Below are 16,145 nucleotides of genomic sequence, written 5' to 3'. Positions count from 1 at the left end.
TGCTTGGGTGGCTGGGTAGCTGGGTGCCTGGGTCAGTTACGTGTCTGGAGTCGGTACTTTAGTTGCACGCGCATCCCTTAGGGCCTGTCCAATTGTTTGGACTCCTCGGTTTAGCAGCACCACTGCTCTCGGTGCTGCGATCACCTCACAGTATTTGGGGCGGTATGCCGTCGGCTTTAGCTAGCCATGCGCACCGCTGGGCAAACAAGCGTTTGAAGGGCAGCGATCGCCGGGTATTGGCCCCGCCAGAGTCGGGATAATCGGGACTACGGCGGACGAAATCCCGCAGGCTGTTGATGCGACCTGCATAAGTGCCCCAAAGGGTCGTCAACTCAGGCTGCTGCTGGAGAATTTGGCGGCGCGATCGCCGAAACATCGCCAAGGTAATTGCCGCTTGCTCAAAAAGCGCTTGATGCTGGTAGTAAAACGCCTCTGGGCGGGGACTGAGGGTGCCAGCGGGCGCTTGGGTAATGACGAGGTCAAAACCGCCCTGGGCCATCACGGCGTTAAAGGCAAAGCCCCAGTGCAGCGGGTGTAGTGCCGCGACATCGGCGGGGGTGAGTAACCGCTTGCGAGCGCGGCCTGAGGGCTGGGGCTCTTTGACCACGATGCCCAGTTGGCGGCTCCAGGTGGCAAAGAGCAAGTCGTTGAGCTTTTGTTGGGCGGCAGTGTTGACCGTCTCAATGCGATCGCGCAAAAACTCCCGCTGCACATAGTCAGGAATGCCCCCTTCGGCCCCCATCGCCTGGGTTTGGGCGCGGTAATGCTCAATGCGAATCTGCTTTTCCGCCAGGGTGTCGCGATAGCTGGCGGCGGCCAGGGGCTGCAACAGGTTGCCCTGCAACACGGTTTCGTGATCGGCCTCAGCGGGCGATCGCTTCGGGGCAATCTGGTCAAAGCTTTCCTCATCCACCCGCATGAAGCCCACCAGGGCATTGCCCCTCACGATGTTGAAATCGAGGTCGGGCAGTAACGGCAGCGACTTGCCCGCAGGAATAGTAGACAGGAGCCACAGCCAGAGCTGGGTTTGCGTCACCGCGATCGCCTCCGGCCGCACATCCACCCCGTAAAGGGTTTGAGTGAGAATTTGCCGCGTCCAGGCCCACTGCGGGGGACAGTCGAGGGCTCGCAGCGATCGCACCCAGGTTTGCAGCTCCGGATGGCTGGACGTTTGGGCATAGTCCCAGCAGATCTGGTAAACCGCCTGCAAGCGGGCCAGCGTCATCAGCAAGAATCGCCCTGACCCGCAGGCCGGATCGAGCATCGACAGGTTAGGCAAGACGGTGGCAATTAACTGATGGCAGCGATCGGCCGTCAGCGTTGCCAACAGTTCCGTCAGCCCCGCCGCTGGCCCCGCCGACTGGGGGGCAAGGGCCTGCCAGAGGTGCGCATCCACCGTTTTTTCAGCCATTGCGGCCAACTGCTCAGTCGATGTCCCGTTCGCTTTTTCCCCTGGAACGGCTAGCATGGCTTCCCAAGCTGCAGCTAAGCCCGTCCGCGTGATGTCCTCGTTGGTGGATGCTGCCCGAGCATGGGCGGGCGGCAGTTCGCGTTGCCACACCTGCTCCGCCAGCCACCCCAAAACCTTTTCGATCACCTCATCGGGCATATCGAGTTGAGGCTGCTGCTGTTCCAACGGCTGCGGCGCAAACAGCCGACAGCCCAGATAAGGGACGTCGCCCATCTTTTGGCTGACTGCCTTCGGGCGTTCCGCTGCGGGCAAACTCAGCCCCTGATGGCAGAGCGGTTGGAAAAATGATTGAAAAAAACTGGTTTCAGAGTCCGGCGTCTGGCTCCCCAACTGGTTGTGCAAATACCAGCGATCGCCCCCAGCCAAAAAGCCGCCCACCTGCAAGTCATAAATCAGCACCAACCGACACAACAGCAGGTGCGCCAAGGTGTGACGATCGGCCGGATTAGGCAAACCGCACCAGGCATGGGCTAACTGCTCATGATAATAAGTGAGCGCTTGGGCGAGCGTCTGAGGGCCAAGCTGCATGGATTATTGAGGGTGCGATCGCTCTTGTTGAATTTTATTGGCGTACTGTTGAAATCGTTTGAGGTCTGCTTTTAGAGTCCCTTCGACCAACCGCCCCAAGAATAAGTTGTCCATTAGCTTGCCTAAAAAGCTGGGAATGGAGTAAGCCACCGTCAACTTCACCGCGCTTTTGTCTTGATGGTCGTAAAAGCGAATGCCGCCGCGATTGGGCAGTCCGTCCACCGCTTCCCATTGAATCAGTTGATGCTCAACTAACTTGGTAATGCGTGACAGCCAAGTAAACTCAAAGCCGCCAGCATCCAGCTTCCATCGTGAGAGTTCTGCATCGTCTTCTAACACAGTGACGGACTCAATCCATTTCATCCAGCGGGGCATTTGTTCCAAATCAGACCAAAGCTCCCACGACAACTCCACCGGGGCGTTCACTTCCACTAAGACGCTATGTTCTAGCCAGTCACTCATGGGTTATCTCATGCGCTCCAAAATCGCCTGGGCCGCTTGCTTCCCAGACAGGGTTGCCCCCTCCATACTATCGATATAGTCCTGCTGCGTATAACTTCCCGCCAAGAAAAAATTATCCACCGGGGTGACTTGGCTGGGGCGATAGGGATCCATGCCCGGACCTTCGCGGTAGAGGGACTGCGCTAATTTAACCACGCCCGACCAGGTCATATTGAGCTGGCGCGACGAGGGAAACAGGTCATGCACCTGTTTGAGGACGTGTTGGGCGATCGCGTCATTATTCTCTTTGATGAACGGATCACCAGGGGTGAGCACGCACTGTAGCAGCGAGCCCTCGCCCTCACGGTAGTAATCGGTGGGGCTAGTCAAGGCCAAATCCGCAAAGCAAGAAAAGTCGGCATCGGGGGTGTAGAGCAAATTATCCAACCCGGTCGGCGTATCGATTTGTTTCATCGCCTTGGGGTCTTGCAGCTCCGTTACCCAGCCGTCAAACCGCAGTTGCACTGTCGCTACGGGCACCGCATCCAGCTTGTAAATATTGTCAAACTCGGGCCAGCGCCGCCACATTTCTGGCAATAGTCGCTTAATGCCGGGCACGTCACAGGCCGCAACGTAAGCATCCGCCGTCACCGTTTCCGTCTCGTCGCCATTGGCGATCGCCAGCCCCGTCACATGGGTCGCATTCCCACTGTCTTCAAACAGCACTTCGCGCACGCGGCGGCGGGTATGGACTTGCGCCCCCCGCTCGGCTAAATACTTCAAAATCGGCTGATGCAAAAACTCATCGGGCGAGCCTTCCAACATGCGCAACACTGACGCTTCGGTCTTCACCGCAAAGAACATAAAGATGGTCAACATGCAGCGGGCCGAGATATTTTCCGTGTCGATAAAGCCCAGCGCATAGGCGATCGGGTTCCACATGCGCTTGAGACTGCCATTCGAACCGCCATGGTTGCGAAACCAGTCGGCAAAGCTAATGCGATCGAGCTCCCGCACGACTTTCATCGCGCCATCAAAATCGACCAAGCCGCGCACGATGGGGCTGGTGCCAAGGGCGATCGCGTTCATCGCCTTATCCGCCACGGAAAGCTGCGAGGTCGTGAAGAACGCTTTCAGGCCGTTGAACGGCGCGCCCGTGATGAACCGAAAGTCCAACTCGCCCGTTTGGCCGCCGCGATTGACGAAGGTGTGGGTGTGCTGCTTCTGGCGCAGGTGCTGAAACGCATCGACCCGCTGCATCAGCGCAAACAGGTTGTAATAGCAGCCAAAAAAGACGTGCAGCCCCATTTCCACATGGTTGCCGTCCTTATCGACCCAGCTCCCCACTTTGCCGCCAACAAAGGGACGACTTTCAAAGATTTCGACCTCGTGGCCCGCATCGGCCAACTCCACCGCTGTGGATAACCCCGCCAAACCGGCCCCAACAATCGCAACTCGCATGCGTCGTGACGTGTCCTTTATGAAGATAACTTTACGTATTTTAATGGTCGGCGGCAGCTTGTGGGTAAATAACCTGAGTTCGGGATAAAGGATGCAGAGGAACTTTCAGAGTTATCCGCAGCCTCAATCTCCTCCACTGGAGGGCTGTCCGCAGGACGAGGTGGGGCGGTCAGCGGCTTACCCACCCCATTCGCCCCTCCCAAAAGGGGAACGTAACCGGTTTGGGCTTAGCCCGAACTGACGTTAAATACGTTTTTCCATGGGCAAATCAGTTGCCAATATGGCCCTCTCATCGAGCGATCGCCGGTCTGAAAATACAAAAACGGGGCCCGTTATCCGCGCCCCGTTCATCAGTATCGCCACCGTCCCAGCAGCGGTTATTGCAGTTTGAAAACAGCGTCACACCGTCATGATGTCTTCTTCTTTGGCTTTAAGTGCCTGATCAATTTGGGCGGTGTATGTATCCGTCAGAGTTTGCACTTCGTCTTGCAAATCGCGGAATTCATCTTCCGAGATCTCGCTATCTTTCTCTTGCTTTTTGAAGACATCCAGGCCATCACGCCGCACATTGCGCACTGAGACTCGCCCTTCTTCGGCGTACTTGCTCGCCACTTTCACAAACTCTTTGCGGCGCTCACTGGTTAGGGGGGGAATGTTGAGCCGAATGAGCTTACCGTCGTTATTCGGGACGAGCCCCACATCAGACATGGAAATTGCCCGCTCAATATCGCTGAGGGAACTGGGGTCAAAGGGCTGCACCATTAGCGTGCTAGCATCTGGGGTGCTCACGTTAGCCAGCGACTTGAGCGGCGTGGGACTGCCGTAATACTCCACCATGATTTTGTCCAACAGTGAGGCATTGGCGCGCCCTGTCCGGATGGTGTTGAATGCGCGTTTGGTGGCATCCACCGCATTTTGCATTGCTAGTTCGATATCAGTTAAGTCAGCTAACTTCACAGGACTCTCCCACTATTGTGCCAATCAATTCTCCCATCACGGCCCGGCGAATGTTACCCGGCACCGATAGGTCAAATATCATAATAGGAATATTGTTGTCTTTGCACAGGGCGATCGCCGTGCCATCCATCACTTTAAGGTCGTGGGCTAGTACATGGCCATAGGTGAGGCTGTTGAACCGCTTGGCATCCGGATTCAGCTTGGGATCAGAATCATACACGCCGTCCACTTTTGTGCCCTTAAACACCACATCGGCCCCAATTTCTGCCGCCCGCAGCGCCGCCGTCGTATCTGTCGTGAAAAAGGGATTCCCGGAGCCCGCGCCAAAAATGACCACGCGATTTTTTTCTAAATGACGAATGGCCCGTCGCCGAATGTAGGGCTCTGCCACTTCTTGCATCGTGATGGCGGTTTGCACTCGGGTGGGGGTGCCATTGCGCTCGATCGCATCTTGCAGCGTGATGGCATTCATCGCTGTGGCCAACATGCCCACGTAGTCCGCCGTGGCCCGATCCATGCCCGCAGCAGACCCCCGAATGCCCCTAAAAATATTGCCACCGCCGACGACGATGGCAATTTGAATTCCGTGTTGGACAACCGTGCTCACTTCTTCGGCAATAGATTGCACGATGTTGGGGTCAATGCCGTAGGCGAGATCTCCCATTAAGGCTTCGCCGCTTAATTTAAGTAATACGCGCTGGTAAGTATTAGTCATTCAGTCTATCCCCAAGTCCATCCCCTCAGGATTCCCCAACTATCTAACCATATCTAGGCGGAGCTTCGCCCAAATCCACGGGGAGAACTTATATTTACCAACCTTGATGGGCTGGATTGCCCAAGCGTGAGCCAACGCTTTGAGCAAGATCGTGGCAGTTGGGAAAGGGCAAGCCGCGACGGCGGTTCATAGGATGAGGTCATGACGGCGACGACTGCCAAAGAGATGCGCATAGACATATGACATGACGCACCCAAAAAAGAAGATTTGACAGGTGAGATAAATCCACAGCATCAAAATCATCACCCCGCCGATCGCGCCGTAGGACTGATATTGCCCACCAATATTAATAATGTTGCGACTGACTAGCTGTTGCAGACCAATCAGCAAGGCCGTCGTGAATAAAGTCCCCGGCCAGAGATCCTTCCAAGGGGTGCGGGTAGAAGGCAAAAACCGAAATAGCAGCAGCACGGCTAAGGCCACCAATAGAAAGGAAGAGCTGATTTGCAAGGCTTTGGCGATCGGTAAGTTACCGACCTGCACAAATGGCAGCGATCGCTCCATGCTGTCGATGATGTTGAGTACGACGCGGATAACAATATTCGACAACAGTGAGAGCAGCAACAGCATCGACGTGCTGATCACGAGCCCAAAGGCGAAGAGTCTTTTGCCGAGAAAATTAGTGGCATTGTCCTTTAAAGTTGCCGTGTTGTCGGTGTCGTCATCTTCAGCTTTCCAGATGCGATCGACGGATCGATCAAGCGCGGCAAAAACACTGCTGGCGGCAAAAAAAGAGATGCTGAAACCCACGATGCCGGCCCCCACACTTTGGCGATTTAGTTTCAAGAGTGTTTGTTGAACGATCTCAAAGGCTTCGGGCGGCAGAGAATCTTGGGTAAAGGTCAAAATCTTTTGGGCGGTGTCGGTGTCTGGCCCGAGCAAAAAGCCCAAAATACTCGCGAGTACTAACGTAATCGGAAAGAGAGAGAACAGCGCGTAATAGGACAGCGCTGCCCCCATTTCTAAACATTTATCTTTTTGCCACTTCAACCCAGTTTGGATAAACAGTTGCGCGCCGCGACTGGGTAAGACTTGGTTTTTCAAAAATGGCAACATCGCTCTCACCTTTGGTCATCCCAACAGCTTTTACAGTATCGCTGAAGAATGCTTTGGGCTGCTTCTCCACAGCTGTTTGGGGTCGAGAAGCGGTGTTGCCCTGATAGATCGTGAGTCGCGATCGCCACCTGGACCTCACCGTTTAAGAGATCAGCCCTGTCCTGCTAGCTATTGATGCGATCGCTCCAGCAAGGGTCGCCACCAAGCCTCGTTGTCGAGATACCACTGGGCAGTTTGCGCCAGCCCGGTCGCAAAGTCATACTGCGGCTGCCACCCGAGCTCTCGCTGGAGCTTGGCACTATCCATGGCGTAGCGGCGATCATGCCCTGGGCGATCGGTCACAAAGGTGATCAGCTCTCGGGCGGGCGAAACGGGTAACTTATCGGTCAACTCATCCATCAAATCGCACAGCTGTTGCACGATGTCGATATTTTTGACCTGGTTATTGCCGCCAATGTTGTAAGTTTCGCCGGGGGTCGCTTTTTGCAATACCGTCGCGATCGCCTCACAGTGATCGGTCACATGCAGCCAATCGCGCACATTTTGTCCATCGCCATAAACTGGCAGCGGCTGTCCCGACAAAATCTTGACGCACATGAGAGGAATCAGCTTTTCTGGAAATTGATAGGGGCCATAATTATTCGAGCAATTCGTGATTAATGTCGGCAAATTAAACGTGTGAAAATAGGCCCGCACCAGGTGATCGCTCCCCGCTTTGGATGCGGAATAAGGACTATTGGGAGCATAGGGAGTCGTTTCACTAAACGCCGGATCTTCTGGCCCGAGACTGCCAAACACTTCGTCGGTGGAGACATGCAAAAAGCGAAAATGCTCTGGTTTACCTTGGGCTTCCCAACGGTGGCGAAAAGCCTCTAGTAAGGTGAAGGTGCCGACCACATTGGTTTGGACGAACGCCGCCGGGCCGAGGATTGAGCGATCGACATGGGACTCGGCGGCAAAGTGAATGACCGTATCGATCTCATAGGCCGTCAGCAATTGCGTGACCAACTGAACATCGCAAATATTGCCCTCAACAAACTTAAAGCCTTCAGCCCCTTCCAAATCTGCCAGGGTGCGCCGGTGCCCTGCGTAGGTCAGAGCATCGAGCACTACCAGTAAGTCAGACTGGCGATGCCAGTAATGGGCAAAATTGGAGCCAATAAAACCGGCTCCACCAGTCACCAAAATCCGCTTGTTCTGCATTTCAGCGCCTATGCTATGAGTCAAAATCGCCCCCTACTCAAAAGATCTCATTTGGGCTACAGCATCCCTGACGCGGGGGCTAGACAGAATTTTTAGGGTGCGCCGAAGCTCCGCGATCGCCCACCATCCTCTAGTTCGTTGGACCTCTGTTCCGCTCGCTGGTGTTCAAGAGGACACCGGATATCCTGGATCGGATGAGCGATCGCGGAGCGGCCCCCACATCAATTTCCGCGAAGAGAGTGCCCCCTACCTGCCACAATGCTGTATCTCCTCAAAAATACCCTCCCAGCGACCTGCTACCACGACCGTCAGGCTCGAATTCCGTAAATTTTCCCTGACGGCGGCCACAATTGCCGGAGAGGTGTGGCTCAGGAAGGATAGACAGCCTGATGGTACGGGACACAATCGCCGCATGGCCCGGAGGCGATGAGCACGAGACGCAGCACTCAGTAATGCCACGTTTTGGGGAAGGAGCGGGCTGGGGCTGGGGCCTGAATTTGAGTTGCCAGCAGCAAATTGCCCCCTGCCCACATCAAAGAGGAAATCCCAAAAACGCGTTAAGTGGGCAGGCACAATTATTTCGTAGACGGGTTTCGACTCCGCTCAACCCTCAACGGTCTGCCAGGTCGGAAACCCAGTTGATTGAGCGGAGTCGAAATCAGCGACTGGTTCGCCTGATTCGACGTTTAATTAGGCCCAGCTACTTACGGGTTCCGAAGTAGAAACAAGCAATCGTTTAGAGTTTCTGAATCTGGGCGCACACCGTTGGCTAGGCTTCCTCGCCTGCCCGCTCCCACCAACTGCTCAAAAATGGCCGGCTGGAGGACGACAATGCTGGGGCGTCAAGCATCCCGCAGAACAGTCCCTCTACCCAGCTGCCTCTAGTTCTTAACCTTTTGTTGTTAATGTGTGTTGAGATGCTGATTTGATGTGCAATTGGTCGGAGTCGACTAACCAACATCGCGTTGCGACAGGGAGTGCCCGCATCATGATGGACACCACCAATGACTGGTTTTTAGTGGCTGGCGCGATCGCTAGCGGCGGGTTGGGCTGGTGGGTGAGAGGACTCGCAAGCCAGTCACCGATCGCCCCCTGGAGAACCACCGTGCCCCCAACCATGGCGGATTCCGACCAAGGTGGCCACACGGGTAACGCCTCAGCCGACGCGCATCAACCGATCAATAGTTATCAGCTCTTGCAACAAGCGCCTGTGGGCTATTTAGAAGTCGATGAGGAAAACCAACTCATCTGGATTAACCCGCTAGCGAGCCAGATGCTGGGTATTCCAGCCATTAGTCAAGATAGTGATGCGATCGCCCCCCTCACGCCAAGGCTGTTGCTGGAACTGGTGCGATCATTCGAGTTAGACCAATTGATAGAACAAACGCGCCAAGCCCAGCGATCGTGCCAACAAGACTGGGTCTTAAATTTAGTATCGCCGGATCCGATTAATCCGAATGAGGGGGTAGCTTATCCGCTGCGGGGGCATGGCGTCCCTTTGCCCCATCGTCACGTCGGCGTTTTTCTGGAAAATCGGCAAGAAGCGGAAAATCTGTTGCAGCAGCGCAATCGCTGGACTTCCGATGTCGCCCACGAGCTCAAAACCCCTCTAACGTCTATCCGATTAGTCGCCGAGACCCTCCGAGAGCGGGTTGATCCGGCTTTGTTGAAATGGGTCGATCGGCTATTGAACGAAATCCTGCGACTCGGCAATCTGGTTGAAGATTTGCTGAATCTCAGCCGACTAGAACGCAGCGGTGGCACCGGTCTGACCCTCAAACCGGTGGAATTGCCGCGATTGATTTTGGCGGCTTGGCAGAGCTTGGAGCCCCTGGCCGAGATGAAACAGGTGCAAATTGCCTATGAAGGTCCGTCGGAACTGATTGTGCAACTTGACGAACCGTTGATGCATCGGGTGCTTATCAACTTAATTGACAACGCGGTTAAGTACAGCCCTCGGGAAGGCACGATTTATGTGCGGGCAACGGTGGCGTGTGAATCATCAGCCACCGTCCAAGACTTGACCATGGCCCCGCAACAACTCCGCGTGGATGTCATTGACGAAGGCAAAGGGTTCCAAGAGAGTGACTTGCCGCATATTTTTGATCGGTTTTATCGAGCTGATATGTCGCGTACGCGCCCCAGCACTGATCACTATATTTCCCTGGCGGGCAATGACTTCGCCAACTCAGGCAACACGGGCTCGGGGCTGGGGTTGGCGATTTCACAACAAATTGCCGAAGCCCACGGCGGCAAGCTACTCGCCCAAAATCATCCTGAGACGGGCGGCGGGTGGCTCAGCATTGTCATGACCACTCAGCCGTTGTCTCTACAAGCAGCCAGTGTCGTTTAATCCCCCTCGCCGCAATTTGTTTCGGTTGATTGGGGCCATCTGAAGCCAATTTTTTAACGTCGGCAATGAGCTCAATACAGCAGCTTCATGGACTGTTGAAAAAATATTCAGCAATTTTCGGGAGTTCTGGCATCAAATCGGCAGCTATGTGAATTCTTGAAGAAGACTGCCCGGTGCTTACACTGCTCGCAAATCTATCGGGATACATTGAGGTATCAGATTTTAAAGTCTTGCCGTTGTCCCTCAAGCTCGGTGCTTCACCCCTTCTGGGTCGTGCTAGGGACGGCCCCCAACCTGTGGGTTGATTCTTCTGCTGGTGCAACTTCTTCATTAATCGCCATGGCTGTTTCTCAAACCCAAGTAACCCAAATCTGGCACGGTCAGGCGATGGCTCTATTTCATGTCGGGCGCTATCGTTCTGCGATCGCCCGCTATGAGCAGGTATTGGCGGCTGATCCGACGGATGCCAAAGCCTGGATTGAGAAGGGGTATGCGCTCTGCGAGCTCAGGCAATATGAGGCTGCCTTACAAAGCTTTCAGGAGGCGATCGCGCTAGCACCAAATCAGTCTCGGGCCTGGCATGGTCAAGGTATTGTCCAAGCCAAAATGAATGACTTTGAGTCGGCGCTAGCCAGTTTTGACCGCACCATTGCGTTAAATCAGCACGATTCTAAAGCCTGGCGTAATCGCGGCAACGCCTTGTTGCGTCTGCACTGCTATCCAGAAGCAGCCGACTGTTTTGACGACCTGATCCAGCGAGAGCCAGACAATTACTATGCTTGGTATGACCGGGCGATCGCGCTCGCCGCGATGCGGCGCTTTCACGATGCCCTGAGTTGTCTCGATACCACCGTCGCGATTAAGCCCAACTGCCACTACGCCTGGACTTATCGTGGAGTCATGCTCAATAAGCTGTATCGATTCCGCGATGCCATCGCCAGTTTTGATCGCTCCTTGCAGTGTCGCATCCCGAACCCGAACGCTTGGTACGGCAAGGCATCGACGTTTGCGCTGCAAGGCAAAGCCCCGGAAGCGGCGCGGTGGCTACGCAATGCGATCGCGGTGAATCCCAGCATTTACCGCGTCATGGTGAAAACCGATGCGAGTTTTAGTGTCGTTATCAACAGTCCCGCCATCCAAGCGGCCATTGCCAATCCTCGTCCCACCGCCGTAAAAGCCAAGGACTCTATAGAATGGCGGCAGTGTTCTTCACTGGCAAATGGCCCGAACTCCTCATTTAAATTTTGACCGGGGCACGCTCATCCTGCATCCCCCGCCCAGGGGTAAAGCTTGGATTGACTTTGCCACCTGGGACGATCGCATCGAAAAATTTCGGATCCCCGCCCATCAATATCGCGCCTTAGTGGAAACCCTGCGGCGAGAGCAAGTAGCGTTTATCGACCAAGTGGCGCAGTTTGAGGCGCTGACGTTGCACTTACAAACGCCCTGGCAACCTTATCCGCACCAACAAGCCGCCTTACAAGCTTGGATTGCCAATGCCTGGCGCGGAGTCGTGGTGCTCCCAACGGCGGCAGGCAAAACCTACTTGGCCTATCTCGCCATGCAGGCGACCCCTCGCAGCACCCTGATCACCGTCCCCACGTTAGATCTGATGCATCAGTGGTATGACCAACTGCTGCAAGTCTTTCCCGACGTTGAGGTGGGCTTACTCGGTGGCGGGTCCCGCGATCGCACTCCCATTTTGGTCGCCACTTACGATAGTGCCGCCATCCACGCTGAGAGCTTGGGCAACCAGTATGGCTTGCTGATTTGCGACGAATGCCATCATTTGCCCAGCGACTTTAATCGCGTCATCGCTGAATATTCCATTGCCCCCTATCGTCTAGGGCTCACGGCGACGCCGGATCGCGCTGATGGTCGTGATGCTGATTTGCCCCAGTTGCTGGGACCGATCGTGTATGAAAAGCAGCCACAGGACTTAGCGGGGGACACGTTAGCGCCCTATGAAGTCGTGCAAATCAAGGTATCGCTTGACCCAACTGAGCAGGAACGGTATGCCACCCTGATCCAGCAGCGCAACGAATTTTTGCAAGGGGCCAACATCTGGCTGGGCAGCTTGGAGGGGTGGCAGCGGTTTGTGCAGGCAAGTGCCCAATCATCGGCCGGGCGACGAGCCATGCTGGCCCATCGAGAATCGCGGGCGATCGCCCTGGGGACGGCAGGCAAACTCCGTATCCTAGCGGAACTACTGGAACGACACTATCCCGAACGCTGTCTGATTTTTACCGCCGACAACGCCACGGTCTATCGCATTTCGGAAGACTTTTGGATTCCCGCCATTACGCACCAAACAGCGGTCAAAGAGCGCCAGGCAATCTTGGAAAAATTTCGCAGTGGGGAGTATCCGACGCTGGTGGTCTCGCAAGTGCTGAATGAAGGGGTGGATGTACCCGATGCGCGGATCGCTATTTTACTGTCAGGCACCGGCTCTACCCGCGAATATATCCAGCGCTTGGGACGAATTTTGCGCAAAGGTTCCGGCGGGCAAAAACGAGCCATTCTCTACGAAGTCATTGCGGAAGAAACGACCGAGGAGGGCATTTCGCGGCGGCGACGGGCAGAGCGATCGCCCCGCCCGACTGGACAGTTGGAGCTACTATCGCCATCCAAGTCTTATCCAGCGACTCCCCAACCCTTGCCCAAGGCGGCTGAAGCCGAGCCCGACTGGCCAGAAACCTAAGGGCCGATAGGGTCGATGAGTCGCAATCGGGCTCAAAAATTAGCCGGGATCAACGTCATCCCCAGCAGAAACAAAATTGGCTTGGGGATTTTGACTGCCCCCAACCCGCTGGCGAATGTCGCAAAAACGCCTAAGAAGCATGAACGTTCCATGACATTCGAATCAGTCAATTGTCATAATTAATACAGACACTAAAGATTTCTCCTTCGACTAGTTGCTCCCCATAGAAGTTGGAGGATGCGGATAAATCAGCCGTTAACATCGGCTGTCGGAGGTTTTGATGATGAATAATGGCTCGAAAACATCGTTGCGATACGTGCCGAAAGTGACCGTGGTCGGTGCCGGTAATGTGGGCAGTTCCCTCGCTAAACGAATTTTGGATACCCACTTAGCTGATGTGGTGCTGTTGGATGTGGTCGCGGGGCGACCGCAGGGGATTGCCCTCGATTTGACTGAAGCCAGCGGTTTGGAAATGCGACCACAGCATATCGTGGGCACCAATGACTATAGCGACACGGCAGAGTCGGATGTGGTGGTGGTGACGGCGGGCAAGCCGCGCCAACCGGGCATGTCGCGGGATGACCTGATGCAAGTGAATGGCCGCATTGTGCAGGCGACGGTCAAACAGGCGATCGCCCATTCCCCCCAGGCGAAATTCATCATCGTCACGAATCCCCTGGATGTGATGACCTATCTGGCCTGGCAAACCAGCGGTCTGCCCGCCGAACAGGTGATTGGCATGGCGGGCATTTTAGATTCGGCCCGCTTCCGCACCTTTATCGCCATGGAACTCAATGTGCCGCCGGAAGATGTCTCCGCTTTGGTCCTCGGCGGCCACGGCGACTTAATGGTGCCGCTGCCCAATTATGCGGCGGTCAGCGGCATTCCCCTGACGGAACTGCTGGATGCGGCGACCCTCGATCGCCTGGTCACGCGCACCCGCAACGGCGGCGCTGAAATCGTCAATTTGCTGAAAACTGGGGGCGCATACTATGCCCCAGCAGCCTCAATTTACGGGATGGTGGAAGCCATTTTGATGAATCGCCATCGCATCCTGCCGGCGGCGACCTATCTCACCGGGCAATACGGTCTGCATGATCTCTACATCGGGGTACCCTGCCACATTGGGCAGCAAGGAGTTGAGTCGGTTTTAGAACTTGCCTTGAGTGCCGAGCAACAAGCGGCGCTAGAGACCTCAGCGAAAGCGATTCGGGCTAACATTCAGAAACTTACTGAGCTGCTTGCGGAACCGGCGCAATTGGCGGTGAGTGTCTAGGGACTACGTTGCCGATTGCTCATGCTGGACGAAACTTATCAGCGCCATAAAGCCTGGATGGAGCAGACGATCGCGATCGCGGCTGAGGCCGGAGCCGCTGGTGAAGTGCCCGTAGGGGCGATCGTGGTGGACGCGCAGGATCGGCTAATTGCCAAAGCCGCCAATTTTCGTGAACGGGGCCATGACCCCACTGCCCACGCCGAAATCATGGCCTTACGGCAAGCTGGGCAAGTCCGCCGCAATTGGAACCTGACGGGCTGCACCCTGTACGTCACCTTAGAGCCGTGCCCCATGTGTGCGGGGGCGATCGCCCTCAGCCGGATCAGTTTGCTAGTGTACGGCGCTGACGATCCGAAAGCGGGGGCCGTGCGATCGGTGCTCAATCTACCGGATAGCGCGGCCTCCAACCATCGCCTCGCTGTGCTCAACGGCATGCTCGAAGCTCAATGTCGCGAACAGTTGCAAACCTGGTTTGCTGAGCGCCGGCGATCACCACGACCAGATTCCGCTCACGGTTCGTAAAGCATCCAGGCTGAATGGGTAGCCTGTCGGGCACTGCTCCATGACAGGGAGGAGATCGGCGCATCGGCTAGGGGTCGGTTTCCGATCGGTTCAAAGGATACGTTCAGGAACCGTCCAAGGGAACCGCCCCCTGACAAGAGTACGTGAGGTTATTTTCAGGGTCGATTTTAGGGTGCGAGATCAGGATTAAGGGTGCGATCGAGGGTTTCGCCCAGCTTATCGGCGATGCCTTCGATCCAAGTTTCATCTTGCTTCGTGTAGCTGCGGGGAGCATTGGAACCCAAAATTAGTGCGCCCTTTTGGCCCATTGGCTGACAGATCAGCCCTTGCGTATTTTCGGGCAGGTAGCCGAATTCCACTCGACCGGGGTATAGCTTCATATCCACCAAATAGACCGCTTTCCCCTTGTCTAAAACCCGCGTGAGAATGGCCCCGGTCGTCACCTCATCGGTTGGCCCTAAAATGCCCCGACGCATGAGGACCCGACCGTCGTAGTAAGCCACGATCGCCCGCGTCACGGTATTCGTCAGCAACAGATGCGAGGCCCAAGCTAATTCCGTCTGCACCGTCTCGGGGAGGGTGGCGTCCAGCTCAAAGCCTTCTGAGCCTTGAAGCGACACAGTATCGGGCAATTTGGGCTGAACTCGCTGCCATAGCAGCCCGGTGAGCACCAACACCGCACACAAAATAATTCCCATCACGTCGGACCGCGCTTGGGATTCAGTCAAGGCTGGCGTCAACCAGCGGTTGACCATTAAGAGTAGGCTGCCCAAGCTGCCCACAGCGATCGGCAGCCGCCGCAGCCATACCGTTTGATCAGAAGACGCCATCAATCCACCTGGAATACCGATTTGCTGGGGCCGACCTCTGGTGAGACAACCCGATGACCCATCGCGGTATCGGGTTGTCTGATGCCAGGTGCCTGATGCATTTTATCAATCTGTTTGCGGGGCCAGCATCGCGATCGCGGTCTGGTAATCTGCCATCCCTGCCTCCGCTCAATTCACCTGCTAACCTATTCATAATCAATTCACCGACGTTTATTGTGTTTGAACACCTACTCCGCCGGTATGAACCCAGCCCCCAGGAAGTGCTTGAGGTGTTGGAACTGCATCAACTCAGTTTTGAATTTCGCCAAGAGCAGCACTCTCGCGAGGCGTTAGAAGCTTATTGTGAAGAACACTATCGGCTAGCCCAGCAGCATCAAAATGACCATGCGGTGATGCAACAAGAACCCAATCTATTCGCGCTGTTTTGGCGGAAGCAAGCTTGAGCTGGAGCGGCTCTTCAGCGGGGCTGCTTTCCTGCACTAAGGGATCTGCAGCTAAATAAAGTACCCGTTCAATCCGGTTTCGACTTCGCTCAACCTACCAGTATCGAGAGTTGAGCGGAGTCGAAACT

14 protein-coding genes are annotated in these 16,145 nt (G+C 55.5%); 6 read left to right on the top strand and 8 right to left on the bottom strand.

Going from position 1 to position 16,145, the window contains the following annotated elements; translation table 11 throughout:
• Positions 1-145: 145 nt before the first annotated feature.
• The 7 genes from JUK32_RS02105 to rfbB all read right to left on the bottom strand — a co-directional run bounded on the left by JUK32_RS02105 (position 146) and on the right by rfbB (position 7,892).
• Positions 146-1,999 carry a hypothetical protein gene (locus tag JUK32_RS02105; protein ID WP_204137197.1) on the bottom strand — a complete coding sequence of 618 codons (1,854 nt, stop codon included), beginning with the start codon at positions 1,997-1,999 and terminating at the stop codon, positions 146-148.
• A gap of 3 nt (positions 2,000-2,002) precedes the next feature.
• Positions 2,003-2,461, bottom strand: a complete 459-nt coding sequence (locus JUK32_RS02100; RefSeq protein ID WP_204137196.1) for an SRPBCC family protein — start codon at positions 2,459-2,461, stop codon at positions 2,003-2,005.
• Between the two features lie 3 nt (positions 2,462-2,464).
• Positions 2,465-3,901 (bottom strand): 9,9'-di-cis-zeta-carotene desaturase, encoded by a 1,437-nt coding sequence (zds, locus tag JUK32_RS02095; protein ID WP_204137195.1) that lies wholly within the window; start codon positions 3,899-3,901, stop codon positions 2,465-2,467.
• Positions 3,902-4,300: 399 nt separating this feature from the next.
• Positions 4,301-4,822, bottom strand: coding sequence for a ribosome recycling factor (gene frr, locus JUK32_RS02090; RefSeq protein ID WP_239112241.1), 522 nt, complete (start codon positions 4,820-4,822; stop codon positions 4,301-4,303).
• 22 nt (positions 4,823-4,844) lie between these two features.
• Positions 4,845-5,573 (bottom strand): UMP kinase, encoded by a 729-nt coding sequence (pyrH, locus tag JUK32_RS02085; protein WP_204137193.1) that lies wholly within the window; start codon positions 5,571-5,573, stop codon positions 4,845-4,847.
• A gap of 186 nt (positions 5,574-5,759) precedes the next feature.
• Positions 5,760-6,689, bottom strand: coding sequence for a YihY/virulence factor BrkB family protein (locus JUK32_RS02080; protein WP_204137192.1), 930 nt, complete (start codon positions 6,687-6,689; stop codon positions 5,760-5,762).
• Positions 6,690-6,857: 168 nt separating this feature from the next.
• The gene (gene rfbB / locus JUK32_RS02075) at positions 6,858-7,892 is read right to left on the bottom strand and encodes a dTDP-glucose 4,6-dehydratase (RefSeq protein ID WP_204137191.1); all 1,035 of its coding nucleotides are present in this window, start codon (positions 7,890-7,892) and stop codon (positions 6,858-6,860) included.
• A 988-nt stretch (positions 7,893-8,880) separates the two neighbouring features.
• Here rfbB and JUK32_RS02070 point away from each other — a divergent pair.
• The 5 genes from JUK32_RS02070 to tadA all read left to right on the top strand — a co-directional run bounded on the left by JUK32_RS02070 (position 8,881) and on the right by tadA (position 14,744).
• Positions 8,881-10,245 carry a cell wall metabolism sensor histidine kinase WalK gene (locus JUK32_RS02070; protein WP_239112240.1) on the top strand — a complete coding sequence of 455 codons (1,365 nt, stop codon included), beginning with the start codon at positions 8,881-8,883 and terminating at the stop codon, positions 10,243-10,245.
• Positions 10,246-10,584: 339 nt separating this feature from the next.
• Positions 10,585-11,493 carry a tetratricopeptide repeat protein gene (locus tag JUK32_RS02065; protein ID WP_204137190.1) on the top strand — a complete coding sequence of 303 codons (909 nt, stop codon included), beginning with the start codon at positions 10,585-10,587 and terminating at the stop codon, positions 11,491-11,493.
• Entirely contained in the window at positions 11,465-12,946 is a 1,482-nt protein-coding gene (locus JUK32_RS02060; RefSeq protein ID WP_204137189.1) for a DEAD/DEAH box helicase, read from the top strand. Before JUK32_RS02065 ends, JUK32_RS02060 begins: the two co-directional genes overlap by 29 nt.
• 280 nt (positions 12,947-13,226) lie before the next feature.
• On the top strand, positions 13,227-14,222 hold the full coding sequence (gene mdh / locus JUK32_RS02055) for a malate dehydrogenase (RefSeq protein WP_375541547.1): 996 nt from the start codon (positions 13,227-13,229) through the stop codon (positions 14,220-14,222).
• 21 nt (positions 14,223-14,243) lie between these two features.
• Positions 14,244-14,744, top strand: a complete 501-nt coding sequence (gene tadA, locus JUK32_RS02050; protein WP_204137187.1) for a tRNA adenosine(34) deaminase TadA — start codon at positions 14,244-14,246, stop codon at positions 14,742-14,744.
• A 167-nt stretch (positions 14,745-14,911) separates the two neighbouring features.
• Here the strand turns inward: tadA and JUK32_RS02045 are convergent, their stop codons facing one another.
• Positions 14,912-15,574, bottom strand: a complete 663-nt coding sequence (locus tag JUK32_RS02045) for a cofactor assembly of complex C subunit B (protein ID WP_204137186.1) — start codon at positions 15,572-15,574, stop codon at positions 14,912-14,914.
• Positions 15,575-15,627: 53 nt separating this feature from the next.
• Here JUK32_RS02045 and JUK32_RS02040 point away from each other — a divergent pair, with 53 nt between their 5' ends.
• Entirely contained in the window at positions 15,628-16,017 is a 390-nt protein-coding gene (locus tag JUK32_RS02040; RefSeq protein ID WP_204137185.1) for a hypothetical protein, read from the top strand.
• Positions 16,018-16,145: the final 128 nt, after the last annotated feature.

The sequence above is a fragment of the Halomicronema sp. CCY15110 genome (assembly GCF_016888165.1).
Taxonomy (GTDB): Bacteria; Cyanobacteriota; Cyanobacteriia; order Phormidesmidales; family Phormidesmidaceae; genus Halomicronema.
Note: the sequence above shows the minus strand (reverse complement) of the source record. Positions and strands in the feature narration are given on the sequence as shown.

Bases quoted from the DNA above. Each gene is read 5' to 3' on its own strand.
- rfbB (WP_204137191.1), bottom strand. From the start codon at position 7,892: ATGCAGAACAAGCGGATTTTGGTGACTGGTGGAGCCGGTTTTATTGGC.
- mdh (WP_375541547.1), top strand. From the start codon at position 13,227: ATGATGAATAATGGCTCGAAAACATCGTTGCGATACGTGCCGAAAGTG.
- tadA (WP_204137187.1), top strand. From the start codon at position 14,244: ATGCTGGACGAAACTTATCAGCGCCATAAAGCCTGGATGGAGCAGACG.
- pyrH (WP_204137193.1), bottom strand. From the start codon at position 5,573: ATGACTAATACTTACCAGCGCGTATTACTTAAATTAAGCGGCGAAGCC.
- JUK32_RS02080 (WP_204137192.1), bottom strand. From the start codon at position 6,689: ATGTTGCCATTTTTGAAAAACCAAGTCTTACCCAGTCGCGGCGCGCAA.
- JUK32_RS02060 (WP_204137189.1), top strand. From the start codon at position 11,465: ATGGCCCGAACTCCTCATTTAAATTTTGACCGGGGCACGCTCATCCTG.
- frr (WP_239112241.1), bottom strand. From the start codon at position 4,822: ATGCAAAATGCGGTGGATGCCACCAAACGCGCATTCAACACCATCCGG.
- JUK32_RS02070 (WP_239112240.1), top strand. From the start codon at position 8,881: ATGATGGACACCACCAATGACTGGTTTTTAGTGGCTGGCGCGATCGCT.
- JUK32_RS02065 (WP_204137190.1), top strand. From the start codon at position 10,585: ATGGCTGTTTCTCAAACCCAAGTAACCCAAATCTGGCACGGTCAGGCG.
- zds (WP_204137195.1), bottom strand. From the start codon at position 3,901: ATGCGAGTTGCGATTGTTGGGGCCGGTTTGGCGGGGTTATCCACAGCG.
- JUK32_RS02100 (WP_204137196.1), bottom strand. From the start codon at position 2,461: ATGAGTGACTGGCTAGAACATAGCGTCTTAGTGGAAGTGAACGCCCCG.
- JUK32_RS02105 (WP_204137197.1), bottom strand. From the start codon at position 1,999: ATGCAGCTTGGCCCTCAGACGCTCGCCCAAGCGCTCACTTATTATCAT.
- JUK32_RS02040 (WP_204137185.1), top strand. From the start codon at position 15,628: ATGACCCATCGCGGTATCGGGTTGTCTGATGCCAGGTGCCTGATGCAT.
- JUK32_RS02045 (WP_204137186.1), bottom strand. From the start codon at position 15,574: ATGGCGTCTTCTGATCAAACGGTATGGCTGCGGCGGCTGCCGATCGCT.